Below are 26,072 nucleotides of genomic sequence, written 5' to 3' on the forward strand. Positions count from 1 at the left end.
GCCGACGGAGGAGCGCAATGGCCCTGGACGGACTCGCCGCCGACCGGGTGATCGCCGTGGTGCGCGCACCGGCGGTGCCCGACGCGGCCGCGCTCTGCGCAGCCCTCGCCGAAGGGGGCATCCGCTGGGTGGAGTTCACCTCCACCACCCCCGATGTCACCACCCACCTGCGGCGCGCCGTCGTCACCGCCGCCGACTGGGCCGAAGTGACCAGACGGGCAGCCGAGTTCACCGCCGCTATCGCAGCAGCACGGTGACCCCGCCCTCGCGCAGCACGTCCAGTACGGCCTCGAAGTAGCTCTGCTCGCCGCCGTCCGCCGGAAGGCGCCTGGTGAGGTGGCGGCGGGCCCGCGCCGAGTCGTCCCAGACCAGGGTGAACGGCGGCTCGGGGCCGAAGCCGCCGCGCAGACAGTCGGCCAGGGCGTCCAGATTGCTGCCGTAGTAGTCGTTCGGGGCCTGGACCGCCCGTCCCAGGGCGGTGTAGAACGACGGCTCGTCGGTCACGGCTCTGCCGTCCAGGTGGTACTCGGGCCGGCGTGCTGACATGGGTCCGTCCTTGCTTTCGGGGGCTTCCGGGGGCTTCCGGGGGCGCCGGGTTCAGCGGCGTCGGGTTCGCCCGGATGGCGTTCCCGGGTCGAGCCGGGCCCGCCCTTCGGCTGGTATGGGAGGCGCACCGTCAACCGGCACGATCCGAGGGCTCATCATGACCTGTCTCAGCCGTAAGGACCTAGGGCTGTTCGCCCTGCGCGCCGCTGTGGGCGGAGTGCTCATCGCGCACGGCACCCAGAAACTGTTCGGCTGGTTCGGCGGCGGCGGTCTGGAGGGAACGGCCAAGGCCATGGAGCACATGGGCTTCGAGCCGGGCCCGCGCAGCGCGCTCGCCGCCGGACTCGGCGAGGCGGGCGGCGGAGCACTGCTGGTCGCCGGTCTCGCCACCCCGGCCGCCGGGGCGATCGTCGCCGGCACCATGGCCGGCGCCATCTCGGTCCACGCCCCGGGAGGCTTCTTCACCACCGCGGGCGGCTACGAGTACCCCGCCCTGCTCGGCGCCTGCGGCCTGGCCCTCGGTGTCTCCGGCGCGGGCTGCTACTCCCTCGACCAGGCGACCGGCCACGCCCTGGACCGCCCCTGGATCGGCCTCCTCGCCTTCGCCGCCAGCACCCTCGCCGCAACAGCCGTGGTGAGCCGTCGCCGGGACGTCGTCCGCCGCCGAGAGGCCCGCGCCGCCGACGAAGCCGCCCAGGCCGAGGGCATCGGCCTCTCCTGACGGCCGGGGCGCGGTCTGCGCACCTGGTCGAGCGCGCGGGCGCTCACCCGGATGACACCGTCCGTTGGCGGCGGAGGGCGGGCCCGCCAAGGCTGGGGGCGAGTGCTGTCGAGCGAGGAGGGCCGCCATGAAGCGTCGTCAGGTCTGTCGGACGGCCGCTGTCGCCGCTGCCGCGCTGCTTGCCGGGGCCGGGATGTCGGGGTGCTCCTCGTCGGGCAGGTCGGCGGGTTCCGCGGCCTCCTCGGCGGTGTCGGCGGCGCAGTCCGCCGCACAGTCGGCCCTGGCCTCGGGGGCCTCCCAACTCTCCTCGGCCGCAGGCGGGCTGGCCTCCTCCGTAGCCTCGGCGATCGCCTCGGCCCAGGCGGCGGCCTCGTCCGCGCTGGCGAGCATCAAGGGCGGTCTGGACGCCAAGGAGGAGGTGACGATCGGCACGGTGGTGACCGGCACCGACGGCCGGTCGGACGCGCCGCTGACCATCGTCAACCACCAGTCCGAGAGCAGCCATTACACGATCGAGGTCGACTTCAAGGACCAGTCGGGCCAGCTCGTCGACGCCGTCGTGGTCGACGTCCCCGACGTCGCCGCAGGAGCGACCGCCGAGGCGACGGCCCGCAGCGACCGCAGCCTGCCCAGCCCGGTCACCGCCGTGGTGAGCACGGCGTTGCGCTACTGACCATCACCCGTAGGAGCGGAGTCCTGCTCGACCTCTCCCGGTACGCTGGCAGTGTCGGCAAGGATCGCGTCCATGGGAGCAACGATGACTGCCGTACCTGACTGGCTCATCCCGCCGGAGGGCGGTTTCACCGCCGACGATCTCGACGACATGCCTGGCCTCCCGCCGCACACGGAGTTGATCGACGGGAGCCTCGTCTTCATGAGCCCGCAGAAGTACTTTCACAGCCTGGCGGTGGACCTCCTGGCGTACCGCCTGCGCAGTGGGTGCCCAGCTCACCTCCGGGTGGTCCGGGAGATGAGCGTCGTCCTCGGCGCGCATGACCGGCCCGAGCCGGATGTCTCGGTCGTTCGCGCGCAAGCGGTCTCCGAGAGCGGTGACGAGACGGGCTACCAGGCGCAGGACGTGGCCCTCGCCGTCGAGGTGGTCTCGCCGGATCCGGTCCAGCGGGACCGTGACACCAAGCCACGCAAGTATGCGGAGGCGGGAGTTCCGCATTTCTGGAGGTGGAGAAGGGGCAGGGGCGACGGCCTGTCGTCTACGTCTTCGAGCTCGAACCGGCGACCGGGACGTACGTGCCCACCGGTGTCTTCCACGACCGGGTGAAGGTCGGGGTGCCGTTCACGATCGACATCGACCTGACGGAGATCGACACACTCTGAGGTTCGTACGCCGGTTCCGCCGTTGGGCGGGACCGGCGTTGTGCTGCTCGGACGAGGTGTGAACCTTAAGGCCGGCTCAAGTCGCAACATCGGCTCTTGACGGCGGAGTTGGTCTAGTCCATTTTTGTGCTCAGGTGCAGGGAGCCCTGGGCCGGCGTCGGTGGTCCAGACCGCCGACGCCGGTTCCGCGCGCCCATGCGGCCGTCCGCAGGACCACGCTCGTTCCCATCCCGCTGTCATGCCCCTGGCCACGTGGCCCCACCCCGCGTGACCTCCCCCAAGGGGGCGGCAGCTCCCCCACGACGAGGAGTGATGCACTCGTGAATCGTGCTCTCCCCATGGCCCAGGAGCCGACCCGCAGACGTCGGCCGAAGAGCCTGGCCGCTCTCGCGGTCGGCACCGCGGCGTCCCTGCTGCTCGGTGCGAGCCTCGCGCTCACCTCGGGTGGCACCGCCCAGGCCGCGCCGACCAACTCCACCGGCGCTCCGGCGACCAGCGGCGGTATCAAGGTCGCGTACTTCGACCAGTGGTCGATCTACGCCAACGGGTACTACCCGAAGACGATTCAGGACACCGGTGTCGCCTCGAAGTTGGACTACCTGATCTACGACTTCGCCAACATCGACCCGGCCAACCTCACCTGCTTCGAGACCACCAAGGCCGCCTCCCAGGACGAGAACAACCCCAGCGCCGGTGACGGCGCGGGCGATGCGTACGCCGACTACCAGAAGACCTACGACGCGAGCACCAGCGTGGACGGCGCCGCCGACACCTGGAACCAGCCGCTGGTCGGCAACTTCAACCAGCTGAAGAAGCTGAAGGCGAAGAACCCGAACCTCAAGGTCCTGCTCTCGATCGGTGGTTGGACCTACTCCAAGTACTTCTCCGATGTGGCCGCCAGTGACGGCTCGCGGAAGAAACTCGTCTCCTCCTGCATCGACATGTTCATCAAGGGCAACCTGCCCGCGCAGGGCGGCTTCGGCGGGCCCGGCACGGGTGCGGGCGTCTTCGACGGTTTCGACATCGACTGGGAGTACCCGGGCGGTGGCGGCCACCTCGGCAACGACGCCTCGTCGTCCGACAAGCAGAACTTCACCGCGCTGATGGCCGAGTTCCGCTCCGAGCTGGACGCGCAGGGCAAGGCCGACAACAAGACCTACGCACTCTCCGCCGCGGTCGGCGCCGGCCAGGACAAGATCCAGAACGTCGAGACCGACAAGCTCGGCCAGTACCTCACGTTCCTGGACGTCATGACGTACGACATGCACGGCGCCTGGGACGCGACCGGCCCCACCAACCACCAGGCCCCGATCTACTCGGGCCCGAGCGACCCGATGACGCCGGTCAAGCCGGGCAACGGCAAGTACTCGATCGACAACGCCATCAAGGCGTGGACGGTCGGTGATCCGCAGTACGGGATCGTCGGCGGCTTCCCCGCCAACAAGATCAACATGGGTGTGCCGTTCTACTACCGCGGCTGGACGGGCGTACCCGCCGGCACCGACCACGGCCTGTTCCAGGGCGCGACCGGACCGGCCACCGGTGCCGCCATGTCCGGCAACGTCAACGGCATCCGGATGTACAAGGAGCTGAACGGCTTCGTCGACAACCCGGCCTACACCTACTGGGACGACGCCGCCAAGACCTCGTACTTCTACGACGGCACCACCTTCTGGAGCGGTGAGAACGCCCAGTCGATCCAGGCCAAGCTGGACTACGCGCACTGCAACGGTCTGGGCGGTTCCTTCGCCTTCTCGCTCTACGACCTGGGCACCCGGACCGCGCTGTTCGACTCGATGGTGAACGCGACCAACGGCTCCGCCGCCAACTGCCCGGCGGCGCCGACCGGTTCGCCGTCCAGCTCGGCCTCCCCGACGTCCTCGCCGAGCAGTTCGCCCTCCGGCTCGCCGTCGAGCTCTCCGAGTTCCTCGCCGTCCTCCTCGGCTCCGGCCGGCTGCGCCGGTGCCCCGAGCTGGAACTCCGCCACGGTCTACGCCGCCGCGGGCACCAAGGTCTCCTGGAAGGGCCACTACTACACCAACAAGTGGTGGACCCAGGGCGAGGACCCGACGGCCGGCGGGCAGTGGGGCGTGTGGACGGACAACGGCCCCTGCTGATCGCGCCGCACCCCGAAAGGCCCTCGGGCGTCTGAACGGCCCCCGGTATCCGAACAGCACGGCAGCCCCGGACGAGACCACTCGTCCGGGGCTGCCGGCGTACCGGTCAGTCCAGGTCGTCCGTGCGCCCCAGGGCGTCCGGCTGGGTCTGCTCGATGCGGCGCAGCATCCGGCCGAGCATGGCGGAGAGCGCCGGGCGCTCGGCCTGGGTGACGTCCTGCAGCAGCTCCTCCTCGAAGACCGCCGCCATCCGCATCGACTCCAGCCACTTGTCGCGGCCGTTCTCGGTCAGCTCGATGATCACGCGGACCCGGTTGGCCTCGTCCCGCTCCCGGGTGACCAGGTCCTCGGCGACCATCCGGTCGATCCGGTGCGTCATGGCGGCGGGCGTCAGGCCGAGCCGCTTGGCGAGCTCGCCCGGGCCCATCCGGTACGGGCTGCCGGAGACGACCAGCGCCTTGAGCACCTCCCACTCGGCGGAGGTGATTCCGAGCACATTGAGCTGCCTGCTGTAGGCGACGTTCATCCGCCGGGCGACCCGGGAGAGGGTGGAGACGATGGTCTCGACCTGGGGGTCGACGGTGGGGAATTCCCGCTGGTAGACGGCGACTTGGTCGGCGATGTCCAGCTCGTCGCCGGTCGGTGGCGCGGGTCTGCGTTCGCTCATGCGGCCCATTGTCCCATGAAGAGGTGCAGCAGTTAAGCCTTTGACGCTTCACGGTTCCGGTGTTTAGAGTTTAGCTCTGAACTTTAGGGCTTAAATCTTCCGCATCGAAGAGTATGCAGTGAAAGGGTGTGCACGGTGACCGGCACGGTGAAGCAGCAGAGGCAGCAGCGTCAAGGGGCGGGCGGCCCGCTGCGCCGCGTCCAGATCGGCAATGCGCTCAGCGCGTTCGGCAGTGGGTTCACGATGCCGTACATGTTCGTCTACGTGGACCAGGTCAGGGGCCTGGGCTCGCTCGCCGCCGGGATGGTGTTCACCGTCTTCGCGCTGGCCGCGCTGGCCGTGCTGCCCTTCACCGGCCGCGGGATCGACCGGTACGGACCTCGCCCGGTGCTGCTCGCCGGAACGGCGCTGGCAGCCTGCGGCGCCTTCGCCTTCGGCCACGCCGCGAGCACACCCGCTCTGCTGGTCTCCTCCTTCCTGTTCGGCGCGGGTGTCACCACCTGCCAGCCGGCCCTCGCCACGATGATCGTGCGCTGCTCCACCCGGGCCACCCGTTCACGGGCCTTCGCGCTCCAGTTCACCCTGGTCAACCTGGGGATGGGCATCGGCGCCCTGGTCGGTGGCCAGATCGTGAACGTCGCCGACCCCGCGAGCCTGACCCGGCTGTTCACCATCGAGGCGCTGACCTTCCTCGGCCTGGCGGCCGTCACGGGCACCGCCCGGATGCCGGCGCCCGCGCCGGTGGCGGTCCAGGAGAGCCAGGACGGTCCGCAGGGGCTGCGCGCGCTGTTCGCAGACAAGGCCATGCTGCGGCTCTGCCTGCTCGCCGGGCTGATCTTCTTCACCTGCTACGGCCAGTTCGAGTCGGGTGTCGCGGCTTTCGCCACCGACACCGTCGGCACCGCGCCGTCCACCCTGGGCCTGGCGATCGGCGCCAACGCGCTGACCATCGTGGTGCTCCAGATGTTCGTGGTGAGGCTGACCGAGCGCCGTCGCCGCACCACCGCGATGGCCGCCGCCGGTGTGGTCTGGCTGGGAGCCTGGACGATGGCGCTGACCGCCGGCCTGGTCCGCTCCGAGGCGATGGCCGCGACCGTGGCGATCGTCGCGGTGTACGCCCTGTTCGGTGTCGGCGAGTCGCTGCTTGCCCCCACCCTGGGCCCGATCGTCGCCGATCTCGCCCCGGCCCGGATGCTCGGCACCTACAACGCCGCGCACGCCCTGGTGAAGCAGATCGCCATCGCGGTCGGCCCGGCCGTCGGCGTGCTGCTGGTCGGCTCCGGCACCTGGCCGCTCTACCTCGCGGTCATGGTGGGCTGCACCCTGCTGATCGTCACCCTGGCCCTGCGCCTGCGCGGCCATCTGACGCCCGTCCAGGACAACGCCCTCCTGCAGACCCGGGGCCAGGACCGCGTCTCGGTCACTTCGACCGGAGAGCTCCAGGCCGTGGCCTGACGAGGACCCCCTTCGGGGTTGTTTTTCAGGGGCGCGGCGCTCTTCAGAGCCCCGCGCCCCTGAAAAACCCCGGAGGGGCTCGGGTCAGGAGAGGGCGACGGGCATCAGGAGGGAGAAGGTGTCGGCGCGGTCGGGGAAGCGGATGGCCAATGGGGTGATCGGCCCGCCGAGTTCCAGTACCAGCTGGTCCGCGCCGCCGACGGCGACGGCCTCCAGCAGGAAGTCGCGGTTCACGCCCACCCGCAGGCCGTCCGCCGAGTCGCCGTCCGCCACGGCGAGCGAGCCGTCGGCGGCCACGGTCAGTACGGACAGCTCGAAGGCGGCGCTGTCCTGGCTGCGGACCAGGCTCCTGGTGGCACCCGACTCCAGGACACTGCGCAGCCCGGCGGCGTCCACGGTCACCCGGTGGGTGGGTTCCAGACGGACCAGACGCCGGTAGTCGGGGTAGTCCTGGTCGATCCGTTCGCCGATGACGGGGTGGCCGTCCACGGTGGCGATCAGCCGGTCGCCCTCGACGACCAGACGGGCCTCCTGGGCGGTGTCCAGCAGCGGGCGGAGCTCGTCCGCGAAGGCGACCGGAGCGATCACGCTCGCCGTCCCTTCGGCCGGGCCGCTGAGCGGGGCCTGGGCCACGGCGAGCCGGTAGCGGTCGGTGGCCACCAGCCGCAGTACGTCCGCCTCGACCTCCAGCAGGATCCCGCTCACGGCGGGCAGTTCCGGATCGGTGGCGACGGCGAAGCGGACCGCGTCCAGTGCGGCGGCCAGCTCCCGGGCCCGGACGGTCAGTCGGGCCACGGTGATCGGGCTCATGGGGTTCTCCCTCAGGTCGAGTAGCGTCCGTACAGTGGAGAGCTCGCGGCGGGCGTCGGCCAGGCCGTCCTCGAGCCGGCGCAGATGCCCGTCCACGGCCTGTCGGGCCAGCGACGGGGGACCGGCCAGCACCCGCGAGATATCGGCCAGCGGCATGCCGACCCGGCGCAGCCGGGCGATCAGCCGGGCGTGTGCGAGCTGTTCGTCGGCGTACCAGCGGTAGCCGGTCTGCGGGTCCACCCGGGCAGGGCCGAAGACCCCGGCGCCGTCGTAGAACCGCAGCGCGCTGACGCTCAGTCCGCTGTCCCTGGCCATCTCTCCGATGCTGCGCATCCTGCTCTCCACGTCGAGGACTCTGCGGCCTCGACCAGGTCGAGGGTCAAGGCGGGCCGTCGGCCTGCCGTACGGCGAGCTCACCGTAGTTGCGGTGGACGGGCCGCCGCACCGGGGTGCTGGCTAGGATTCGCGACAAGGACGACATAGTGTCGGCCGGGGCTGTCGCCCCATCAGCGATGGAAGCGATGAATCGGCGAGGTCATGGCGCACGCGACGGTCAGCGACACCCCGGTCCGCACCGCTGCCACCGCAGGGGCGGGCACCGTCCGGCACTTCGGTGGACTGCCCGGGCGGGCCGTACGGCACTCGGGTTGGCTCGGACCGATCGCGGTCGCCCTGTTCGCGGGGGTGCTGCGCTTTGCGAACCTCGCCTACCCCAACGCCTTCGTCTTCGACGAGACGTACTACCCCAAGGACGCCTGGTCGCTGCTGCACCAGGGCTACGAGGGCGTCTGGCCGGACAACGCCAACTTCGACATCCTGTCCGCCCCGCAGATCGTCCCGCTCACGCGGGCGCCCGAGTTCATCGCGCACCCGCCGCTCGGCAAGTGGGTCATCTCGCTGGGCGAGGCGGCGTTCGGCCTGCATCCCTTCGGCTGGCGGGTGATGGTCGCGCTGCTCGGCACGCTCACCGTGCTGATGCTGGCCAGGATCGGCCGCCGTCTGTTCTCCTCGACCCTGCTCGGCTGCACCGCGGCCCTGTTGATGGCCGTGGACGGTCTGCAGTTCGTGATGAGCCGGGTCGGGCTGCTGGACGGCGTGGTGATGTTCTTCGTCCTCGCCGCCTTCGGCTGCCTGCTGGTCGACCGTGACCACACCCGCCAACTCCTGCGCGCCGCCCGCGCCGAGGGCGGACCGGCCGGGGACGAGGTCCGTCTCGGCCTGCGCCCCTGGCGGCTGGCCGCCGGGCTGCTGCTCGGTGCCGCCTGCGCCACCAAGTGGAACGGCGCTCAGATCCTGGCCGTCTTCGGCCTGTTGACGGTCCTGTGGGACCAGGCGGGACGCCGCTGGGCCGGGGCGGCCCGCCCCTGGCGCTCGATGCTCCGGCGGGATGCGCTGCCGGCCTTCCTCTCGACGGTCGGCGTCGCCGCGCTGGTGTACGTCTGCTCCTGGAGCGGCTGGTTCGCCACCGGCGGCGGCTTCGGCCGGCACTGGGCCGAGGGCCGGGCCGGTCTCTCCCCGCCCCGCACGCCCGTGGTGGACCTGCCGCTGCCGCAGGTCTCGATGAGCTGGGTGCCCGGGTCGCTGCGCAGCTGGTGGCACTACCAGGCGCAGATGTACGACTTCAACACCGGCCTTAGCACCCCGCACGGCTACCAGTCCAACCCGTGGAGCTGGCTGGTCCAGGGGCGCCCGGTCAGCATGTACTGGCAGCTGGTCCCGCAGGGCCAGCAGGGCTGCACCGCCCAGGGCGGCTGCGCCAGCCAGATCCTCGCGCTGGGCACCCCGCTGCTCTGGTGGACGGCCTGCTTCGCGCTCGCGTACGCGCTCTGGCGCTGGTTCTTCCGCCGTGACTGGCGGGCGGGCGCGGTGCTGGCGGGCGTGGCCGCGATCTACCTGCCCTGGTTCCAGTACCAGCACCGGACGATCTTCTCGTTCTACATGGTGGTGCTGGTGCCCTTCCTCTGCCTGGCCGTGGCCATGATGCTGGGTGCGCTGCTCGGCCCGCCCGGCTGCTCCGCGCTCCGCCGCCACTACGGCGCGGCCGCCGCAGGAGCCGTCGTGCTGGCGATCGTGGCCTGCTTCGCGTACTTCTACCCGCTCTACACAGCGGAGGTGATCCCCATGTCGGCCTGGCAGGACCGGATGTGGTTCACCAGCTGGGTCTGAGCCGTGGCTGCCGCCAACCAACTGCTCCCCGTCACGCCCGCACTCGGGGTGGTCACGGCCGCCCTGCTGCTCGTGGCGGTCGCGGTGGCCGGATGGGGACTGCTCGGACACGGGCACGCCGTGCTGCGGGCGGGACTGCGGGCGGTGGTGCAGCTCGGCGTGGTCGCGCTGGTGATCGCCTGGGTGGTCGGCTCGCTCTGGACCTCCGCCCTCTTCGTCCTGGTGATGTTCTCCGTCGCCGTACGGACGGCCGGACGGCGGATGACGGCCGGGCCCGGGTGGGCCTGGGCGGCGGCCCCCATCGGGATCGGGGTGCTGCCGGTCCTGGCACTGCTGCTCGGCAGCGGGCTGCTGCCGTGGAAGGGCCTGTCGATCATCCCGGTCGCCGGAATCCTGATCGGCGGTGCGCTCAGCGCCACCTCGCTGGCCGGGCGCCGGGCGCTGGACGAGCTGCGCCAGCGGCGCGGCGAGGTGGAGGCGGCGCTCGCGCTCGGCTTCGAGGACCGCGACGCCCGGCTGGAGATCTGCCGCACCGCGGCGGCGACCTCGCTCGTCCCCGCACTGGACCAGACCAGGACGGTGGGCCTGGTCACCCTGCCGGGTGCCTTCGTCGGCATGCTGCTGGGCGGAGCCACGCCCGTCCAGGCCGGGGCGGTGCAACTGTTCGTCCTGATCGCACTGCTCGCGGTGGAGGCGGTGGCGATCGTGGTGGTGCTTGAGCTGGTGGGCAGGGGACTGGTGGCCCACGGGGTAGGTGCGCAGGTCGGGTAGGGTGGTGGGCGTTGAAGGGGAGTAGCCCTCCACCGGACCGTCGACATACTGGCCTCGCCTCGTGCGGGCCCGGCGCCCGGGACACCCGCCCGCCACGGGGTGTCGGCGAGACCTTCGGCCGCAGTGCTGTGACCATGACCAGTGCTGTCGGGCCGAGGCGTCCCCTGATGGGTGGTGATCCGGCCGGGCAGACCGACCAAGGGAAAACCACCTCCGATGAGCCTGACCATCGCCGCTCTCACCTTCGGCATCATCTTCCTCGCCGAACTGCCCGACAAGACCGCTCTGGCCAGCCTGGTCCTCGGCACCCGCTACCGGGCGGGCTACGTCTTCGCGGGGATCGCCGCTGCCTTCGCCCTCCAGGTGGGACTCGCGCTGGCGGCCGGCAGCCTGCTGGCGCTGCTGCCGCAGCGCTGGGTGGAGGGTGTCACGGGGCTGCTGTTCCTGCTCGGCGCGCTGATGCTGCTCTGGCACAGGGACGAGGAGGAGGACGGCCACGGTGCCAAGGAGCCGTCCTCGGGCAGCTTCTGGAAGGTCGCCGGGGCCAGCTTCGTGGTGGTCGCGGTCGCCGAGTTCGGTGATCTGACCCAGATCATGACCGCCAACCTCGCCGCCAAGTACGCCGACCCGGTCTCGGTCGGGATCGGCGCCTGGCTGGCGCTGTGCGCGGTCGGCGGGATCGCCATCGTGGGCGGCCAGAAGCTGCTGCAGTACGTGCCGATGAAGCTGATCGTCCGGGGGGCGGCCGGTGTGATGCTGCTGATGGCCGCCTTCAGTGTCTTCGAAGCCCTGGCCGGCTGACCCTCTCGCGTGCGGGCGGAAGGATCGGCTCAGCAGCCGTCGCCGCTCTCCAGGGCCGTCCGGGTATTGGGGCCGTACACGCCGTCGGGGTCGCCCTGGACGCCCGCGTACTGCTGGTACGAGCTGACGGCCTGCTCGGTCTGACCGTCGTACTTGCCGTTGACCCGCACGTACGGATCACCGCAGGCCCGGAGCATCTGCTGCATTGTTCGCACGTCCGGCCCGCTCATGCCCCGGCGCAGGGTGGGCGGCCCGCTCTGCGTGGGGGAGGGGGCGGCGGTGGTCGGCGCGGCGCTCGGGGACGGCTTCGCCGACGTCACCGCGGCCGCCGGGGCGCGGCTGGCGGTGCGGCTCGGCCGGGGGCTCGCCTTGGTGGGGCTCGGCGAGGGGCTCGCCGGGGCCGAGGTGGTCGGCGCGGCACTGGGGGGTTCGCTGGTGGCGGGCGGCTGGAGGCTGACGACCGGGAGGGGGACGGCCTCGTTGCCCTTTCCGCTGTCGGAGGAGGGCATCAGGGAGTAGGCGATGCCCGCGCCGATCACGACGATTGCGACCCCGGCGGCTGCCATCGCGGCCTTGCGCCGGACGGGTGACTCGTGCTCCTGCGCCCGGCGCTCGGCCCGCCCGCCGGGGCCGCCGCCCGCCAGCGGGCCGGCGTACTGACCACCGCGCCGGTCCGCCTGCTGGAATGCGAAGATCCCGAGCTCGGCGGGCTGCGGTTGCGCCGGCACCGACCGGTACGGCTGCGGCGGGACGGGCGGCAGGACGGCGGTGGCGTACGGGTCCTGCGGCGGCACGGGCGGCAGCAGGGCCGTGGGGAAGGCGTCCGGGTGCGGTTCCTCGTACTCGGCGGCGGCCGGGACGTACGGGCGGACCAGCGGCGGTCCTTCGATGTGCGGAAGGACGGCGGTCTCGACCACGTCGGGGTGATCGTACGGAGCCGGGGCGCAGGCGCAGCCGCCGGGAGTCCGGACGGTGCCGCACCTGGCGCAGCGCTCTCCCGGCATGGGTCGGTCCTCCTCGGTTCTGACTCGGTTCTGACACGGCTCTGATGGCGAACGCGCCTGATTATGCAGGAGGTACCGGGGAGTTGACAGGGTCGAGCGCCCATTCCCGTGGCGTTTGTCCGAGTTGGTGGTGTTCTGCCCCGCATGAACGATTCACGGCCATCCCGTGTCGGCGGCGTACGGACGGTGCAATCGAATGTGGCTAAAGCAGACAATCCTGACATCATGGTGAGGCTGGATGATCATCAGTCCGGACCTTCACCGAGGAGCTGGCATGGCGGACCCGGCGGCCGCGTCCGATGGCACCGAGGCGGGCACCCCCACACCCCCTCAGGTGACGGTCCCCAACCTCTGGGTGCCCATCGGCGCACTGCTGCTGGCGATGCTGCTGGCGGCACTCGACCAGACCATCGTCTCCACCGCGCTGCCCACCATCGTCAGCGATCTCGGCGGCCTTGAGCACCTCTCCTGGGTGGTCACCGCCTATCTGCTCGCCTCCACCGCCGCCACTCCGCTCTGGGGCAAGCTCGGCGACATGTACGGCCGGAAACGGCTGTTCCAGGCCTCGATCGTGATCTTCCTGGTCGGCTCCGCGCTCTGCGGACTCGCCCAGAACATGGGCGAGTTGATCGCCTTCCGGGCGTTGCAGGGCCTAGGCGGCGGCGGGCTGATCGTGCTCTCCCAGGCGATCGTCGGCGACCTGGTATCACCCCGCGACCGGGGCAAGTACCAGGGTCTGTTCGGCGCGGTCTTCGGTGTCACCAGCGTGCTCGGGCCGCTGCTCGGCGGTGTCTTCGTCGACAACCTCAGCTGGCGCTGGGTCTTCTACATCAACCTGCCGGTCGGGGTGGTCGCGCTGGCGGTGATCGCCGCGGTACTGCCACGCAGCGGGGTGAAGCACCGGCACACCATCGACTACCTGGGCACCGTCCTGATCGCCTCGGTGGCCACCTGCCTGGTCCTGATGACCTCGCTCGGCGGCACCACCTGGCCGTGGGCCTCCTGGCAGGTCATCGGCCTGGCCGTGCTCGGCGCGGTCCTGCTGGTCGCCTTCGTCGCGGTGGAGCGCAGGGCCGCCGAGCCGGTCATCCCGATGCGGCTGTTCCGCTCGCGGACCTTCAGTCTGGTCGCGGTGATCTCCTTCGTGGTCGGCTTCGCGATGTTCGGCGCACTCACCTACCTGCCGACCTTCCTCCAGGTCGTCATGCAGGTCTCGCCGACCCTGTCCGGCATCCACATGCTGCCGATGGTGCTCGGGATGCTGCTCACCTCGATCGGCTCCGGCCAGATCGTCGCCCGCACCGGCCACTACCGGATCTTCCCGATCGCCGGGACCGCCGTCACCACCGTCGGCCTGCTGCTGCTCTCCCGTCTCACCGAGCGCAGCAGCACCACCGAGACGAGCCTCTACTTCCTGGTCTTCGGTCTCGGGCTCGGCCTGGTCATGCAGGTGCTGGTGCTGATCGTGCAGAACTCGGTCGGCTACGAGGACCTCGGTGTGGCCACCGGTGCCGCGACCTTCTTCCGCTCGATCGGCGCCTCGTTCGGCGTCTCCATCTTCGGCAGCATCTTCGCCAGTGGCCTCACCCGGCGGATGCGGGACGCCCTGACCGGGCTCACGCTGCCGCCCGGTTTCAAGCCCGAGTCCGTCACTTCCGACCCGCGCATCATCACCACCCTGCCGGCCGCCGCCAGGGCCGCGATCCACCACGCGTACGCGGAGTCGATCACCGGGGTCTTCCTGTACGCCGTACCGGTGGCCGTCGTCGCCTTCGTCCTCTCGCTCTTCATCCGCGAGCAGAAGCTCCGCGGCACGGTGACCGCGCCCGACCTCGGCGAGTCCATCGGGCTCAACCCCGTCGAACGTTCCTCGCTGGACGAGATCGCCCGGGCCCTGTCCGTACTCGGCTCGCGCGACGCCAGGCGGGACCTCTTCCGCCGGATCACCGAGGAGGCCGGACTCGACCTCATGCCCGCCTCCAGCTGGCTGATCCTCGCCATGCACCGTCAGGGCCACGTGGAGCCGGCCGAACTGGCCGAGCGCCGGATCGTCCCGATCGACGTGGTGGAGGCGGCCGCCCGCGAGGTCGAGGGCCGGGGCCTGGCCGCACGCAACGGGCTGCCGATGCACCTCACCGAGCGCGGTGAGCAGGTCGCGCAGACGCTGGTCGCCGCCAGGCGCTCCCAACTGTCCGCGCTGCTGGGCGACTACGACGAGAAGCGGTTCGGAGACCTGGCCGACCTGCTCACCCGCCTCAGCGCCGAGCTGTGCCGCGACGACCGCGACCGTCCGGACCGTACCGGGCCCGAGCGCCTCCAGCGCGGTGAGGGCCGCTCGTTCTGACGCCCTGGGCCCGGTACGGCCTCAGCTGGGGGCGGGTACCCAGGCGGCGTCGTCCCAGGCGCGGAGCCGGGCGGCCTCCGGGGTGCCGGAGAGCCGTGCGACCTCGGTGGTGCCCTTGAGCAGGTACCGCCGGACGGCTTCGTGCAACTCGGTGTCATTGGTGGGCAGTTGCAGCGGGACGGGTGAGCCGGGGCCGGTGAAGAACGACCCCTCGGTCGCGGCGTTGACCGACAGGACCGGCAGCCCCGGGTCGGGGAGGCGGTAGTCGTAGCCGCGCATCCAGCAGCCGTCCACGACCGGGCCGCGGTAGTCGCGGCCGCTGGCCAGCGCCCTGCTCTCCGGAGCCCCGGCGAACAGGCCGTCCCAGGGTTGCGGCCGAGTCTGCGTTTGCAATGGATGGTGGTCCATTGAGCAGTTGAAACTTCGTCAAGTGGTGGTGTGGCGGACCGCGCCGTCCGGAATGCCAGAATCACGTAGGCAGGCGCAGGTTTCGGAGAAGTCGAGAGGTGTCACATGGGTAGCGTCGTCAAGATCAATGTGCTGTCGGTGCCGGAGGAGATGCGGGAGACGCTGGAGAAGCGGTTCGCCTCGCGGGCCGGGGCGGTGGAGAACTCGGACGGGTTCGAGTGGTTCGAACTGCTGCGGCCGGTCGAGGGGACCGACCAGTACCTGGTCTACACCCGGTGGGCGAGCGAGGAGCACTTCAAGGCGTGGATGGAGGGCCCGATGCAGGCGGCTCACCGTCAGGGTCCGCCGAGCGCGGAGGGTGGGGAGGCGGCGCAGCGTCCGGCCGCGTCCGGGTCCACGCTGTGGTCCTTCGAGGTGGTGCAGTCGGCCGGCCCGAAGAAGTGACCCACTGAGGCAGTCGTGCACCTCGGGGCCTCGCGCCCTGAGGTCGCTGCCCGGCTGGTCAGGGGCGGAAGTCGGCCGGGGCCGCGAAGGCGGCCCGGCGTCCCGCGCGGCGCAGGGCGCGCAGAACGGGACCGCCGACGGTGAGGCAGAGGACGGCGGTGAGGGCGGCCCTGGGCAGGTCCCAGCCGAGTGACGTGGTGAGGCAGTACGTGACGAAGCGGGGGAGGTTGGCGCTGAGCGGGTCGCCGGGGACGAAGGAGACCGAGCTGCTCTGGCCGCCGATGTAGGGCCAGCCCTGGAGGTTCATGACATTGCCGTACGCGACGGCGGCGAGGCTGCCGTAGGTGGCGAGCAGGGCGAGTTCACGGCGGCCGCGCAGGGTGGCCGGGCCGGGCAGCAGTCCGGCGCCGAGGCAGACCCAGCCCATGCTGAGCATCTGGAACGGCAGCCAGGGCCCGACCCCGCCGGTGAGCAGCGCGGAGGCGAACATCGAGACCGAGCCGAGGACGAAGCCGAAGCCCGGCCCGAGCACCCGGCCCGCCAGCACCATCAGGAAGAACATCGGCTCCAGCCCGGCCGTCCCGGCGCCGAGGGGCCGCAGCGCGGCGCCTGCGGCGGCCAGTACGCCGAGCAGGGCCACCGACTTGACGTCCAGCCCCCGTTCGCCGCCGCCCGCCGAACTGCCCTCGGATATCTGCGCGATCACCACCGCCAGCAGGAGTGGCATCAGCAGCGCGAACAGCCATGGCGCGTCGGCGGAGTGGCCGACCAGCGCGGAGGAGCGGTCGGCGAGCAGCGGCCAGCCGAAGGCGGCCACGCCGATGGCCGAGATCAGGACGAGCAGGGCGATCGAGCGCCGCCCCAGCGGAACGGGCCGGGCGAGGGGCGCCCTGGTGCGGTCGTTCACGAGGCCGCCTCGGTGGCGAGGGCGTTGACGACCTGCGGGACGGTCAGCCAGGGGGAGGGCGCGAGGATCTTGGCGACCTGGGGAGCGAAGGCGGGGGAGGAGAGCACGACCTGGGGGGTCGGGCCGTCGGCGACGATCTCCCCCTCCGCCAGGATGACCGTGCGGTGGGCGAGTTCGGCGGCGAGTTCGACGTCGTGGGTGGCCAGCAGGATGGCGTGCGACTCGGCGGCCAGTGAGCGCAGGATCTCGATCAGGCGTTCCTTGGCGGCGTAGTCCAGACCCCGGGTCGGTTCGTCCAGCAGGATGACGCCGGGGCGGGAGCTGAGGACGACGGCGAGGGCGAGGCTGAGCCGCTGGCCCTCGGAGAGATCGCGGGGGTGCGTGGCGTCGTCGATACCGGGGAGGAGCCGGGAGACGAGCGCCCGGCAGGTGCCGGGTTCCGCGGCGGCGTCCCGGTCGGCTGCCGCGCACTCGGCGGCGACCGTCTCCGCGTACAGCAGGTCGCGCGGGTCCTGCGGGACCAGGCCGATCCGGCGGATCAGCTCCTTGGGCCTGGCCTGGTGCGGTATCAGCCCGCCGACGCGCACCGTGCCGGAGGTTGGGCGGTGCAGGCCGACCAGGGAGCTGAGCAGGGTGGACTTGCCGGCGCCGTTGCGTCCCATCAGGGCGGTGATCTCTCCTGCGTGCAGCGCGAGTCGGACGCCTCGCAGGGCGGGGACCGGTCCTCGGCGCACCGCCAGCCGGTCCACGTCGGCCACGGCCTCGCCGGTCGCGACGGCCGGGGGTGGGGGCGTACGGCCGTCAAGGCGGGCGCGCAGCGGGGCGGCCCTGCGGCGGGCGTCGCGTACCGACAGCGGCAGCGGGGACCAGCCGGCGGCGCGGCCGAGTGCGACCACGGGCGGGTGGACGGGGGAGCCGGCCATCACCTCGGCCGGTTCGCCGAGCACCGGCGGCTCGCCGCGTCCGGGCAGCAGCAGCACCTGGTCGGCGTACTGGACGACGCGCTCCAGGCGGTGCTCGGCCATCAGCACGGTGGTGCCGAGGTCGTGGACGAGCCGCTGGAGCACGGCCAGTACGTCCTCCGCCGCGCCGGGGTCGAGCGCCGAGGTGGGCTCGTCCAGGACCAGCACCCTGGGGTGGGTGGTCAGCACCGAGCCGATCGCGACACGCTGCTGCTGGCCACCGGAGAGGGAGCTCGGGGCGCGGCCCCGCAACTCGGCCAGGCCCAGCAGGTCCAACGTCTCCTCGACGCGGCGGCGCATCACCTCCGGGGCGAGGCCCAAGGACTCCATGCCGTAGGCGAGTTCGTCCTCGACGCTGTCGGTGACGAAGTGTGCGAGCGGGTCCTGGCCCACCGTGCCGACCAGATCGGTGAGTTCACGCGGGCGGTGCGTCCGGGTGTCGCGGCCGCCCACGGTGACCCGGCCGTGCAGCACGCCGCCGGTGAAGTGCGGGACGAGTCCGCTGACGGTGCCCAGCAGGGTGGACTTGCCGGAGCCCGACGGGCCCACCAGCAGACAGAGTTCGCCCTCGGGGATGGTCAGGTCGACGCCGCGCAGGGCCGGTTCGGCGGTGTCGTGGTACTGGACCGAGACCTGATCGAAGGTGATCACGAGGCGCTCCGGGGCGGGGTGGGGGCGGTGACGGCGGGCAGCAGGCCGATCAGTGCGGCGAGGGCCGGCAGCAGGGGGAGTCGGGGGGCGGTGAGCGGGACGAGCGAGGGGGCGAAGGCGCCGGGGTCGCGGCTGGACAGCCATACCATCAGCCCGGCGGCGGCCACCCCCGAGCCCGCCACCGACCATTCGCGCAACGTCCAGGGGTCCGGCCGGTAGCGGGTCCTGACGGCTCGTCGGCTTCCGAGAATCAGGCCGCCGGCCGCCGAGGCCAGACCGAGCAGAAGCAGCGGCAGCGCCCAGCCGGCGCCGTCCGCAGTGAGCAACCCGTACGCGGAGACGCAGACCCCGAGCAGGCCGAGCAGGGTGAGCGCGGCGGTGGTCCTGGCGATCCTGGGCGGTACGTCGGCCGTGCGGCCGAAGCCCCGGGTGTCCATCGCGGCGGCCAGGCCGACGGAGCGCTCCAGCGCGTTCTCCAGCACCGGCAGCCCGACGCCGAGTACGGCGCGTACGCCCCGGTCGGTGCCGCCGCGCAACCGCCGGGCGGCGCGCAGTCGCTGGACGTCGGCGACCAGGTTGGGCGCGAAGGTCATCGCCACCACCACGGCCACCCCGGCCTCGTAGAGCGCACCGGGCATGGCACGCAGCAGGCGCGCCGGGCTGGCGAGGGCGTTGGCGGCACCGACGCAGACCAGCAGGGCGCCCAGTCTGAGCCCGTCGTAGAGCGCGAACAGCAGCCCCTCGGCCGTCACCCGGCCGCCGATCCGGACCCCCTGCGCCCAGGTGGGCAGCGGAAGTTGGGGCAGGGTGACAAGGACGTGGGTACCGGGGACGGGTGAGCCGAGGACGACCGCGAAGACCAGCCGGATGCCGATCACCAGCAGCCCGAGCCTGAGGAACGTCCCGTACGAGCGGGCCCAGGGTGCGTCACCGCGCCGGGTGACGACCACATACCCCGCGACGGCGACGAGCAGCAGGAGCAGCAGCGGGTTGGTGGTGCGGGAGGCCGCCGCGCCCAGTCCGAGCGCCCAGAGCCACCAGGCGCCGGGATGCAGCTGGCGCGGGCCGACAGCCGGGCGGGTGGTACGGGACTTGGGCACGGGGAGGTTCCTCGGGAGGGTGGCTGACGGGGTCGGTCAGTGGCGGCGGCGCCGGGCCTGCCAGAACGCGGCACCGGCCAGGGCGACGACCAGGGCGCCGCCCGCGACCAGCCCGAGGGACGGGCCGCCGCTGTCCTTGGCGGCGCCCGTCCGCTGCGCCGCGGTGCTGTTCCCGGTGGTCCTGTTCGCCCCGGCGCCGTCGGCGACGGTGTCGCCGCAACCGGTGTGCGGGTAACCGGCGATGGCGCAGAGCAGGCCGCCTGCGTCGTAGCGCAGCGGCGGGGTGGCGACGGCGAGTACCTCGGCGGAGCTGGCGTTGGTCGGCACGGCGGCGCAGGCGGTACGCGGTGCGGGCGGGGCCTCGGCCGACGGTGCGTCGGCGGTGGTGCCGAAGTCCAGCACCACGGCGACCCGCTTCTTTCCGGGCTGGGCGGGAGTGTCGGCGCAGATCGTGGCGAAGTCACCGGTGGGGGTTGGACGGGTGGCGTTCTGGCCGCCGTCCTGGCTGACCGCGAAGCGCCAGCCGTCCACGCCGCCGTCCCGGGGGACGTACACGGTCGGGCCCTGCTGCTGGTACGTCCAGGCGGCGTCGGACCACTTCCAGAACGACCAGTAGCGGTAGCCGGTGGCCTGGGCGGGCGCGGCGCCGAGCAGCAGGGCGAGCGGGACGGCCAGTGCGGCGGCGAGCAGGGCCGCCGCCGCACGGCGCGGGGCGGGGATCACTTCTTCTCATTGCCCTCGGGCTTGCCGGTGGTGTCGCTGCCGGTCTCCGGCTCGGCCGTCTTGGGCCTGTCCGCCTCCGGCTCGGCCGTCTCGGGCTTGTCCGCCTCGGCCGGTTCGGTCCCGGTGGCCTCGGCGGCGGGCGCGGGCGAGTCGGCGGAGGTGTCGGCGCCGGACTCGCCGCTCGGGCGGCTGGTGCCCTGCTGGTGAGCGCCGCGGCGGCGGTTGAGGCTGATCAGCAGACCGCCGCCGACACCGATCAGCAGGCCGATGCCGACCAGCCACATCGGGGAGAAGCCGCCGTTGTCGTCGGCCTCGGTGATGCCGGAGCCGGGTGCCCGGGTGCCGTCGGGGTTCTCCGAGGCGGCCTGCACGGCGTCGGACGGCAGGCTCTTGGGGGTCGGGCCCGCGTCGATCAGCAGCTGGACCACGTTGGTGCCACCGAAGTTGTACGGGTCCAGCTTGGAGGCGTCCGAGACCAGCAGCAGGGTGGCGGCGGCGGAGGCGTCGGTGCCCGCGTTGCCCTTGGCGGCCCAGTTGTAGCCGTTGTTCGCCAGCCAGTCGGCGGCGCTCGCGGCCTGCTGCGGGTGCCCGGACTGGATCAGGCTGAGCACCGCCCAGGCGGTGGCGGTGTAGTCGGGCGCCGGGGCGGCACCGGGCAGGGCCTGCATCAGGTGCTGGCCGTTGGCGTCGAGCTGGGCGCCGAGGTATGCGGCTGCGGCCTCGGCGGAGCCCGCCTGGGGCACGTTCTTCTCGGTGGATCCGGCCGCGCAGGTGAGCGGTGCGGCCGGGGAGTCGCTGCGGTCGGTGCCGGTCACCAGCAGCCTGCCGCCCGCCGCGGCGAGCGCGGCCTGCGCGCTGGCCAGCCCGTTGGCGGCGAGGGTGCCGTCGGAGGCGGGCTGGTAGGCGAAGGCGCCGCGCTGGTCGGCGGGGGAGGCGCAGCCGAGCTGGAAGGCGGCCAGGCCGTCGTACGCGGACCTGCCGTTCCTGACGACGGTCGCCGGGTCGGTGCGGGTGGTGGTCAGGGCGCTCACGGCCAGGGCGGTGGAGTTGGCGTCACCGGGGTTGCCGGGATTGAACGCCCAGGTGCCGTCAGCGTTCTGGGTGGCCTTGAGCCAGTCGACCCCCTTGGCGATCGCCTCCTGGTGCCCGCCGACGGCGCTGAGCGCCTGGATCGCGACGGAGGTGGCGTTGCTGTCCTCCGTCCTGGGGTCACAGGCGGCGACGGTGTCGGCCCGGTAGGACGGCCAGCCGCCGTCGGCGCACTGCTGGCCCGTCAGCCAGTTCACCGCGGAGTCGGCCGGGACGACCTGAGCGCCCGCCAGCGCGATGAGCGCCAGCGACTGGCGCCAGACGCCGTCGTACGTCGGGTCGCTCTTGCCGTACACCTCCGCGGGCGCGGCCGCGGCGGAGGCACTGCCGGTCGGGGCGGGCGCGGACGGCGACGCCGAGGCCGATGCCGATGCACTCTCGGCCGGGGCCGAGACGGCCGGGGAGGCACTGTCGGCCAGAGCCGGGGCGGCGGTAGCGGCCAGCAGCAGGCCGGCCAGCGTGGTGGCGCCCAGGCGGGCGGCGGTGAGCATGACGGAGGGTTGCCTTTCGATGAGCGGTTCAGCGGCCCCGACGGGCCGCCCGTAGACCTCGACGGACACCGGGTCGGAACCCGGTGTGGCCGCTCGCCTCGCCCGGGCGTTCCGGCTGCCCCGACCTCGTACGGTCCGTACTGGTGGTACGGCTGGTACGGGCGGGTTCACGGTTGCGGGTCAGCGCCGGAGTCGCACCGGCTTTCCCCGATCGGGAGGCGGATGAAGTTGTTCAGCGTGCCGTTGTCGCGCCCTCGACTCTATCCGGCCCGGTCGTCGGCACCGCCCCGGCCGCGTCGGCTCGTGGACGCACCGGGGCGCCGCCGAGGACTGGAACACGTATCAGTTGTACCCGCCGGTGAGCCTCCCCATCACCTCGCTCGGGTGGTCGTCGCTCAGGAGTGTCCGGGGGTGCCCAGGGTGAGCAGCCGGGCCGCCGTGTGCAGGTCGGCGCGGACCTCGGCCAGCGAGGCGCGGCCCGAGAGCCAGGCCAGCATCGTGGCGTACCAGGTGTGGCCGATCACCCGCAGTGCCGCCTGCTGCTCGGCGGTGGGCTCCTGGCCGAGCCTGGCGGCCTCCAGGACGATGTCGGAGGTGAGGCGGCTGACCTCGTCCACCTCACGGCTCACCGAGCGGTCGGCGAAGGAGAGCGCCCGGACCATCGCCTCGGCCAGCCTGGGCTCGCGCCCGAGGGCGTGGAAGGCCTGGGTGAGCGTCTCGGCGACCCTGGCGGCCGGGTCCTCGCCGGCCGGCGGACGGCGCCTGACCTGCTCGCGCAGCCGCCCCAGCTGCTCCAGCATCACCGCGACCAGCAGATGCACCTTCGAGGGGAAGTAGCGGTACAGCGTGCCGAGCGCGACCTCGGCGCCCTCGGCGACCTCGCGCATCTGCACCGCCTCGTACCCGCCCCGGGCGGCCAGCGCCGTGGAGGCACGCAGAATGCGCCGCCGCCGCTCGGCCTGACGCGGCGTGAGCGAACCCTCGGGCCCGGCGGCCGTGGCGGTGGCGGTGGTGGAAGTGGCGGCGGTCAAGGCGGGCTCCTTCTCGCTGCGGGCCCGCAGCCGGGGCACGCGGTCGCGGCTGCGGCCGGCAGGGGCCGCAGCGTGGCGTGAATCACCAGCCCTGGATCCTGAGCGCTGGCTACGGGCCGGTATCTTCGAGGTCTCTCATTGTTCACTTGCCCAACGATGAGCTCCACACCACCATGAAACGTGATCTACTTTACCGCTGAGGCCGTTCCGTGCCCGGGTGAGTAGGGATAAGGGGCCCCGGATGACCGCGCTGCCGAGACCGCTGCGGATCGCCCTGCTCTCCTATCGCGGTGACCCGTTCTGCGGCGGCCAGGGCGTCTACGTCCGGCACCTCTCGCGCGAACTGGCCCGCCTGGGCCACCATGTCGACGTGATCGGCTCGCAGCCGTACCCGGTGCTGGACGACATCGACGGCCCGGGATCGGTCCGCCTGGTGGAACTGCCCAGCCTCGACCTCTACCGTGCCGACGACCCCTTCCGTACGCCGAAGCTCGCCGAGTACCGGGGCGCGGTGGACGTCCTGGAGGTCGCCGCCATGCGCACCGGCGGCTTCCCCGAGCCGCTCACCTTCTCGCTGCGCGCCCGCCAGTACCTGGCCAGGCACAAGGGCCGCTACGACGTCGTCCACGACAACCAGACCCTCGGCTACGGCCTGCTCGGGATAGCCAGGCACGGCTTCCCCCTGGTCACCACGGTGCATCACCCCATCACCGTGGACCGGCAGTTGGAGCTGGACGCGGCCACCACCAGGCTGCGCCGGCTCTCGCTGCGCCGCTGGTACGGCTTCACCCGGATGCAGCGCCGGGTCGCCCAGCGGCTGGAGAACATCATCACCGTCTCCGGCAGTTCCAAGACCGAGATCGCCGAGCACCTCGGCGCAGCCCCCGGGAACATCTCGGTCGTGCCGATCGGCGCGGACACCCGGCTCTGGTCGCCGGACGCGTCCGTCCCGGTGGTGCCGGGGCGGATCGTGGCGACCTCCAGCGCGGACGTTCCGCTCAAGGGCCTGATCCATCTCGTCGAGGCGCTGGCCAAGCTCAGGACCGAGCGCGAGGCGCACCTGGTGGTGGTCTGCAAGCGCCGCGAGGACGGCCCGGTGGCCGAGGCGGTGCGGCGGTTCGGCCTCGAACGGCACATCGAGTTCCGCAGCGGGCTGAGCGACCAGGAGCTGGTGGACCTCTACCGCTCGGCCGAAGTGGCCTGTGTGCCCTCGCTGTACGAGGGCTTCTCGCTGCCCGCCGCCGAGGCGATGGCCACCGGGACCCCGCTGGTCGCGACCACCGGCGGGGCCATCCCCGAGGTCGCGGGACCGGACGGCGAGACCTGCCTGGCGGTGCCGCCGGGCGACGCCGGCGCGCTGGCGCTGGCCCTCGGCCGCCTGCTCGACGACCCGCAGCTGCGAGCCGCCCTGGGCGCGGCCGGCCGGGAGCGAGTACTGGCCAACTTCACGTGGCAGCGCGCGGCCGAGCTGACCGCCGACTGCTACCGGGCGGCGATCGCCACCGGGGCCGGGCAGCGCGCCCGCTCCGGCGCAGGCTGGCGCTACGTCGTCTGACGATCCGTCAACTCTCGTAGTACGGGACCGGATCCCGGGGTCGTCCCCGGGATCGAGTACAGCACCAATGAATGGGAGCCCGCAGTGCTGACCGTCGATTTCTCCCGCTTCCCGCTCGCCCCCGGCGACCGGGTGCTCGACCTGGGCTGTGGCGGGGGCCGGCACGCGTTCGAGTGCTACCGGCGCGGCGCGAACGTCGTCGCCCTGGACCAGAACGGCGACGAGATCGCCGAGGTGCGCAAGTGGTTCGCGGCGATGGAGCAGGCCGGTGAGGCTCCGGCGGGCGCCTCGGCCGTCGCGATGGAGGGCAACGCCCTGGCGCTGCCGTTCGACGACGACACCTTCGACAAGATCATCATCTCCGAGGTGATGGAGCACATCCCGGACGACAAGGGTGTGCTCGCCGAGATGGTCCGGGTGCTGAAGCCCGGCGGGCTGCTCGCCGTCACCGTGCCGCGCTACCTGCCCGAGAAGATCTGCTGGGCGCTCTCCGACGAGTACCACGAGGTCGAGGGCGGCCACATCCGGATCTACCGGGGCGACGAACTGGTCGAGAAGGTCAGCGAGGCCGGGCTCACCCCGTACGGCACCCACCACGCCCACGCACTGCACTCGCCCTACTGGTGGATCAAGTGCGCCGTCGGCGTCAACAACGACAAGGCGCTGCCGGTCAAGGCGTACCACCAGCTGCTGGTCTGGGACATCGTCGGCACCCCCGTCATCAGCAAGCTCACCAAGGCCGCCGAGAAGGCGCTCAACCCGGTGATCGGCAAGAGCTTCGTGGTGTACGCCTCCAAGCCGCAGCGGGCAGCCGAGTGACGGCCGTCGTCCCGGAGGCCCTGCTGCTGGACGGCGTACTGGACGCCGAGCAGGCCGCCGCGACAGTGCAGTCCATCCTCGCCGACCAGCAGCCCGACGGTGCCATCCCGTGGTTCTGGGGCGGCCACCTCGACCCCTGGGACCACACCGAGGCCGCGATGGCCCTCGACACCGCGGGCGAGCACGCCGCCGCCGAGGCCGCCTACCGCTGGCTGGCCGAACACCAGAACCCGGACGGATCCTGGTACGCCGCCTACTCCTACGGTCACGGAGGCCCCGACGGCGAGGTGACCAACGCGTCGAAGGAGACCAACTTCTGCGCGTACATAGCCGTCGGCGCCTGGCACCACCACCTCAGCACCGGCGACGACGCCTTCCTGGAGTGGATCTGGCCGGTGGTTCGCCGCGCGCTGGACTTCACCGTCGCGCTGCGACTGCCCGAAGGACCGATCGCCTGGCGCCTCGACGAGGACGGCACCGCGCCGCAGGAGGCGCTGCTCACCGGCTCCTCCAGCATCCTGCACGCCCTGCGCTGCGGGCTCGCCATCGCCGACTACCTCGAAGAGCCGCAGCCCGACTGGGAGTTGGCCACCGGACGGCTGCGCCACGCGATCGCCGAACACCCCGAGCGATTCCTCGACAAGAACCGCTACTCGATGGACTGGTACTACCCCGTCCTCGGTACCGCTCTGCGCGGCGAGGCGGCGGCGGCCAGGATCGCCGAGGACTGGGAGCGCTTCGTGGTCCCCGGCCTGGGCGTGCGCTGCGTCAGCGACCGGCCCTGGGTGACCGGTGGTGAGAGTGCCGAACTCGCCCTCTCCCTCTGGGCGGTGGGCCAGTCCGACCGCGCGGTGGAGATCCTCCGCTGGATCCAGCACCTGCGGCACACCGACGGCTCGTACTGGACCGGGTACGTCTTCGAGGACGACGCCGTCTGGCCGGAGGAGCGCACCACCTGGACGGCCGGGGCCCTGCTGCTGGCCGTTGCGGCACTGGGCGGCGACCACGCGACGGTGGCGGTCTTCGGCGGCGAGCAGCTGCCGAGCGGACTGGTCGTCGGCGACTGCTGCTGACGGGCCGGCCGATCGGGGCAGCTCTGCGTCGCGCAGGCAGGTGCGTGGCTGATCGGGCCGGTTCGTCTCGGGCGGTGCACGG

The 26,072-nt window shown here is 72.2% G+C and carries 25 protein-coding genes, 1 pseudogene and 1 riboswitch; of the genes and pseudogenes, 15 read left to right on the plus strand and 11 right to left on the minus strand.

What is annotated here, in order from left to right:
- Positions 1-17: 17 nt before the first annotated feature.
- On the plus strand, positions 18-257 hold the full coding sequence (locus P3T39_RS18585; protein WP_280699080.1) for a hypothetical protein: 240 nt from the start codon (positions 18-20) through the stop codon (positions 255-257).
- On the opposite strand, the gene P3T39_RS18590 is transcribed toward P3T39_RS18585, so the two are convergent.
- Positions 238-546 carry a barstar family protein gene (locus tag P3T39_RS18590; protein WP_280699081.1) on the minus strand — a complete coding sequence of 103 codons (309 nt, stop codon included), beginning with the start codon at positions 544-546 and terminating at the stop codon, positions 238-240. The genes P3T39_RS18585 and P3T39_RS18590 overlap by 20 nt on opposite strands.
- 157 nt (positions 547-703) lie before the next feature.
- On the opposite strand from P3T39_RS18590, the gene P3T39_RS18595 reads away from it, so the two are divergent.
- From P3T39_RS18595 to P3T39_RS18610, 5 genes and pseudogenes are all read left to right on the plus strand, one after another.
- Positions 704-1,267, plus strand: coding sequence for a DoxX family protein (locus P3T39_RS18595; RefSeq protein WP_280699082.1), 564 nt, complete (start codon positions 704-706; stop codon positions 1,265-1,267).
- Positions 1,268-1,394: 127 nt separating this feature from the next.
- Complete coding sequence (locus P3T39_RS18600; RefSeq protein ID WP_280699085.1) at positions 1,395-1,940, plus strand: hypothetical protein; 546 nt, start codon at positions 1,395-1,397, stop codon at positions 1,938-1,940.
- 150 nt (positions 1,941-2,090) lie between these two features.
- Positions 2,091-2,396: pseudogene (locus P3T39_RS37585) on the plus strand (Uma2 family endonuclease); the annotation flags it as partial.
- A 50-nt stretch (positions 2,397-2,446) separates the two neighbouring features.
- A complete protein-coding gene (locus tag P3T39_RS37590) occupies positions 2,447-2,602 on the plus strand; it encodes a hypothetical protein (protein WP_348534358.1) in 156 nt (51 codons plus the stop codon).
- A gap of 320 nt (positions 2,603-2,922) precedes the next feature.
- Positions 2,923-4,719 (plus strand): glycosyl hydrolase family 18 protein, encoded by a 1,797-nt coding sequence (locus P3T39_RS18610; protein ID WP_348534356.1) that lies wholly within the window; start codon positions 2,923-2,925, stop codon positions 4,717-4,719.
- Between the two features lie 106 nt (positions 4,720-4,825).
- Here P3T39_RS18610 and P3T39_RS18615 read toward each other — a convergent pair whose 3' ends face one another.
- Complete coding sequence (locus P3T39_RS18615; RefSeq protein ID WP_280699088.1) at positions 4,826-5,386, minus strand: MarR family transcriptional regulator; 561 nt, start codon at positions 5,384-5,386, stop codon at positions 4,826-4,828.
- 135 nt (positions 5,387-5,521) lie between these two features.
- Between P3T39_RS18615 and P3T39_RS18620 the strand changes: the two genes are divergently transcribed.
- On the plus strand, positions 5,522-6,841 hold the full coding sequence (locus tag P3T39_RS18620; RefSeq protein ID WP_280699090.1) for an MFS transporter: 1,320 nt from the start codon (positions 5,522-5,524) through the stop codon (positions 6,839-6,841).
- Between the two features lie 84 nt (positions 6,842-6,925).
- On the opposite strand, the gene P3T39_RS18625 is transcribed toward P3T39_RS18620, so the two are convergent.
- Positions 6,926-7,984, minus strand: coding sequence for a MerR family transcriptional regulator (locus P3T39_RS18625; protein WP_280699092.1), 1,059 nt, complete (start codon positions 7,982-7,984; stop codon positions 6,926-6,928).
- A gap of 204 nt (positions 7,985-8,188) precedes the next feature.
- Between P3T39_RS18625 and P3T39_RS18630 the strand changes: the two genes are divergently transcribed.
- From P3T39_RS18630 to P3T39_RS18640, 3 genes are all read left to right on the plus strand, one after another.
- Positions 8,189-9,817 (plus strand): phospholipid carrier-dependent glycosyltransferase, encoded by a 1,629-nt coding sequence (locus P3T39_RS18630; RefSeq protein ID WP_280699094.1) that lies wholly within the window; start codon positions 8,189-8,191, stop codon positions 9,815-9,817.
- A 3-nt stretch (positions 9,818-9,820) separates the two neighbouring features.
- Positions 9,821-10,588 carry an ABC transporter permease gene (locus P3T39_RS18635; RefSeq protein WP_280699096.1) on the plus strand — a complete coding sequence of 256 codons (768 nt, stop codon included), beginning with the start codon at positions 9,821-9,823 and terminating at the stop codon, positions 10,586-10,588.
- 216 nt (positions 10,589-10,804) lie between these two features.
- Positions 10,805-11,389 carry a TMEM165/GDT1 family protein gene (locus tag P3T39_RS18640; protein WP_280699098.1) on the plus strand — a complete coding sequence of 195 codons (585 nt, stop codon included), beginning with the start codon at positions 10,805-10,807 and terminating at the stop codon, positions 11,387-11,389.
- A 29-nt stretch (positions 11,390-11,418) separates the two neighbouring features.
- Here P3T39_RS18640 and P3T39_RS18645 read toward each other — a convergent pair whose 3' ends face one another.
- Positions 11,419-12,393 carry a peptidoglycan-binding protein gene (locus P3T39_RS18645; protein WP_280699101.1) on the minus strand — a complete coding sequence of 325 codons (975 nt, stop codon included), beginning with the start codon at positions 12,391-12,393 and terminating at the stop codon, positions 11,419-11,421.
- 274 nt (positions 12,394-12,667) lie between these two features.
- Here P3T39_RS18645 and P3T39_RS18650 point away from each other — a divergent pair, with 274 nt between their 5' ends.
- Positions 12,668-14,737: an MDR family MFS transporter gene (locus P3T39_RS18650; RefSeq protein ID WP_280699105.1), complete on the plus strand. Its 2,070-nt coding sequence runs from the start codon at positions 12,668-12,670 to the stop codon at positions 14,735-14,737.
- 21 nt (positions 14,738-14,758) lie between these two features.
- On the opposite strand, the gene P3T39_RS18655 is transcribed toward P3T39_RS18650, so the two are convergent.
- Positions 14,759-15,130, minus strand: a complete 372-nt coding sequence (locus tag P3T39_RS18655; protein ID WP_280699107.1) for a hypothetical protein — start codon at positions 15,128-15,130, stop codon at positions 14,759-14,761.
- Between the two features lie 120 nt (positions 15,131-15,250).
- Between P3T39_RS18655 and P3T39_RS18660 the strand changes: the two genes are divergently transcribed.
- A complete protein-coding gene (locus tag P3T39_RS18660) occupies positions 15,251-15,589 on the plus strand; it encodes an antibiotic biosynthesis monooxygenase (protein ID WP_280699109.1) in 339 nt (112 codons plus the stop codon).
- A 58-nt stretch (positions 15,590-15,647) separates the two neighbouring features.
- Here P3T39_RS18660 and P3T39_RS18665 read toward each other — a convergent pair whose 3' ends face one another.
- The 6 genes from P3T39_RS18665 to P3T39_RS18690 form a co-directional block, all read right to left on the minus strand.
- Positions 15,648-16,496, minus strand: a complete 849-nt coding sequence (locus tag P3T39_RS18665; RefSeq protein ID WP_280699111.1) for an ECF transporter S component — start codon at positions 16,494-16,496, stop codon at positions 15,648-15,650.
- Positions 16,493-18,109, minus strand: coding sequence for an ABC transporter ATP-binding protein (locus P3T39_RS18670; protein ID WP_280699114.1), 1,617 nt, complete (start codon positions 18,107-18,109; stop codon positions 16,493-16,495). Before P3T39_RS18670 ends, P3T39_RS18665 begins: the two co-directional genes overlap by 4 nt.
- Entirely contained in the window at positions 18,106-19,209 is a 1,104-nt protein-coding gene (locus P3T39_RS18675; protein WP_280699116.1) for an energy-coupling factor transporter transmembrane component T, read from the minus strand. The genes P3T39_RS18670 and P3T39_RS18675 overlap by 4 nt, the downstream gene beginning before the upstream one ends.
- 36 nt (positions 19,210-19,245) lie before the next feature.
- Complete coding sequence (locus tag P3T39_RS18680) at positions 19,246-19,932, minus strand: SCO2322 family protein (protein ID WP_348534357.1); 687 nt, start codon at positions 19,930-19,932, stop codon at positions 19,246-19,248.
- A complete protein-coding gene (locus P3T39_RS18685; protein ID WP_280699118.1) occupies positions 19,929-21,512 on the minus strand; it encodes a prenyltransferase/squalene oxidase repeat-containing protein in 1,584 nt (527 codons plus the stop codon). The genes P3T39_RS18680 and P3T39_RS18685 overlap by 4 nt, the downstream gene beginning before the upstream one ends.
- A gap of 104 nt (positions 21,513-21,616) precedes the next feature.
- A riboswitch (cobalamin riboswitch) is annotated at positions 21,617-21,720 on the minus strand.
- Between the two features lie 187 nt (positions 21,721-21,907).
- Entirely contained in the window at positions 21,908-22,543 is a 636-nt protein-coding gene (locus P3T39_RS18690; protein ID WP_280699121.1) for a TetR family transcriptional regulator, read from the minus strand.
- A 241-nt stretch (positions 22,544-22,784) separates the two neighbouring features.
- Between P3T39_RS18690 and P3T39_RS18695 the strand changes: the two genes are divergently transcribed.
- The 3 genes from P3T39_RS18695 to P3T39_RS18705 all read left to right on the plus strand — a co-directional run bounded on the left by P3T39_RS18695 (position 22,785) and on the right by P3T39_RS18705 (position 25,990).
- Complete coding sequence (locus tag P3T39_RS18695; protein ID WP_280699123.1) at positions 22,785-24,098, plus strand: glycosyltransferase family 4 protein; 1,314 nt, start codon at positions 22,785-22,787, stop codon at positions 24,096-24,098.
- An 84-nt stretch (positions 24,099-24,182) separates the two neighbouring features.
- Positions 24,183-24,917, plus strand: coding sequence for a class I SAM-dependent methyltransferase (locus tag P3T39_RS18700; RefSeq protein WP_280699126.1), 735 nt, complete (start codon positions 24,183-24,185; stop codon positions 24,915-24,917).
- The gene (locus tag P3T39_RS18705; RefSeq protein WP_280699127.1) at positions 24,914-25,990 is read left to right on the plus strand and encodes a prenyltransferase; all 1,077 of its coding nucleotides are present in this window, start codon (positions 24,914-24,916) and stop codon (positions 25,988-25,990) included. Before P3T39_RS18700 ends, P3T39_RS18705 begins: the two co-directional genes overlap by 4 nt.
- Positions 25,991-26,072: the final 82 nt, after the last annotated feature.

Source organism: Kitasatospora sp. GP82 (assembly GCF_029892105.1).
In the GTDB taxonomy this organism is placed as follows: Bacteria; Actinomycetota; Actinomycetes; order Streptomycetales; family Streptomycetaceae; genus Kitasatospora.

What these genes read in the sequence shown, in the direction of transcription:
- P3T39_RS18585 (WP_280699080.1), top strand. Translation starts at nt 18, where the DNA reads ATGGCCCTGGACGGACTCGCCGCCGACCGGGTGATCGCCGTGGTGCGC.
- P3T39_RS18590 (WP_280699081.1), bottom strand. Translation starts at nt 546, where the DNA reads ATGTCAGCACGCCGGCCCGAGTACCACCTGGACGGCAGAGCCGTGACC.
- P3T39_RS18595 (WP_280699082.1), top strand. Translation starts at nt 704, where the DNA reads ATGACCTGTCTCAGCCGTAAGGACCTAGGGCTGTTCGCCCTGCGCGCC.
- P3T39_RS18600 (WP_280699085.1), top strand. Translation starts at nt 1,395, where the DNA reads ATGAAGCGTCGTCAGGTCTGTCGGACGGCCGCTGTCGCCGCTGCCGCG.
- P3T39_RS18615 (WP_280699088.1), bottom strand. Translation starts at nt 5,386, where the DNA reads ATGAGCGAACGCAGACCCGCGCCACCGACCGGCGACGAGCTGGACATC.
- P3T39_RS18625 (WP_280699092.1), bottom strand. Translation starts at nt 7,984, where the DNA reads ATGCGCAGCATCGGAGAGATGGCCAGGGACAGCGGACTGAGCGTCAGC.
- P3T39_RS18630 (WP_280699094.1), top strand. Translation starts at nt 8,189, where the DNA reads ATGGCGCACGCGACGGTCAGCGACACCCCGGTCCGCACCGCTGCCACC.
- P3T39_RS18640 (WP_280699098.1), top strand. Translation starts at nt 10,805, where the DNA reads ATGAGCCTGACCATCGCCGCTCTCACCTTCGGCATCATCTTCCTCGCC.
- P3T39_RS18645 (WP_280699101.1), bottom strand. Translation starts at nt 12,393, where the DNA reads ATGCCGGGAGAGCGCTGCGCCAGGTGCGGCACCGTCCGGACTCCCGGC.
- P3T39_RS18650 (WP_280699105.1), top strand. Translation starts at nt 12,668, where the DNA reads ATGGCGGACCCGGCGGCCGCGTCCGATGGCACCGAGGCGGGCACCCCC.
- P3T39_RS18660 (WP_280699109.1), top strand. Translation starts at nt 15,251, where the DNA reads ATGGGTAGCGTCGTCAAGATCAATGTGCTGTCGGTGCCGGAGGAGATG.
- P3T39_RS18685 (WP_280699118.1), bottom strand. Translation starts at nt 21,512, where the DNA reads ATGCTCACCGCCGCCCGCCTGGGCGCCACCACGCTGGCCGGCCTGCTG.
- P3T39_RS18695 (WP_280699123.1), top strand. Translation starts at nt 22,785, where the DNA reads ATGACCGCGCTGCCGAGACCGCTGCGGATCGCCCTGCTCTCCTATCGC.